The organism is Gordonibacter sp. (assembly GCF_036667095.1).
Taxonomy (GTDB): Bacteria; Actinomycetota; Coriobacteriia; order Coriobacteriales; family Eggerthellaceae; genus Gordonibacter.
In genome coordinates, this window is sequence record NZ_JAVWUP010000105.1 from 8,049 (window position 1) to 9,134 (window position 1,086).

The 1,086-nt window shown below is 60.5% G+C and carries 1 protein-coding gene; it reads left to right on the forward strand.

All coding sequences use genetic code 11. The features are described 5' to 3' along the window. On the forward strand, positions 1-1,086 hold a 1,086-nt coding region (locus RR842_RS09540), incomplete at both ends, for a polysaccharide deacetylase family protein (protein ID WP_332729589.1).

The window sequence follows — 1,086 nt, forward strand, 5'->3', positions numbered from 1 at the left end:
CGGCAAGCGCATTGCAAGCCTGCTTGCGGGAGTAGGTGCTGTAGCCGTTGTGGCTTTAGGAGTATTTCTGTTCGCGCAAAGCCTTCCGGCAACCATTACCCTGAACGACTCCACCCTCGAAGTGCGCGGCGACAAGACCGTCGAAGACGCTTTGAAGGCAAGCGGCATCCGACCGAAACCCGGCGACCTCGTAGCCGTAGATGGCAGCTTGCTGGAAGCAGACAAGGGCAGGCCGTTCCATGCTACGATCAACGGACAGGACGTTTCCGATCTGAAAGCTAAACTGGCCTCGGGCGATGTTGTCGAGATAGGCAATGGCGGCTCCGTAGAGGAACCGTCCGACATCGTCGAGGAAGTAATTCCCTGGGAAGCCCAGCAAGAGGGCGACGGCGCCATCCATATAATCGAGGGCACCGGACAGGATGGAAAGAAGTCTACGAAAACCGGCAAGACGTCGGGCATTGTCGTGGACCAAGTTACCCAGGAACCCGTCAATCCTGTGATCCGCAATGTCACGCCCGATGTCGGCGACGACAAGGTCATCGCGCTCACCTTCGACGACGGCCCCTGGTCGGAGCAGACCGGTGCCGTCCTGGACGTATTGGTCGCACATGGTGCAAAGGCAACGTTCTTCACCGTAGGCGACCGCATCGAACAGGACCATGGTGCGGAGTACGTGAAGCGCGCAGCCGCAGAGGGGCACCAGATATGCACGCACAGCTACGACCATGCACGCGGTAGCGGCCAGAGCACGAACCTGGGCTTCATGTCGCACGAAGAGCGTGTGGCCGAAGTGGAGAAAGGCTACGCCGCCATCGAAGCGGTCACGGGCACGGAAGCCAGCCGCATCTTCCGCGCGCCGGGCGGCAACTTCGGTCCTGAAGTAATACGCAGCATAGGCCCGCTCATCAAGGCGGAAATAGGCTGGAACATCGACTCAGGCGACTGGAACAGGCCCGGCGTCGACGCTATTGTCGAGCAACTGGAAAATGCTTGGCCTGGCTCCATCGTGCTCATGCACGATGGAGGCGGCGATCGCTCGCAGACCGTCGAGGCGCTGAAAACAGCCCTGCCGTGCCTGGAGGA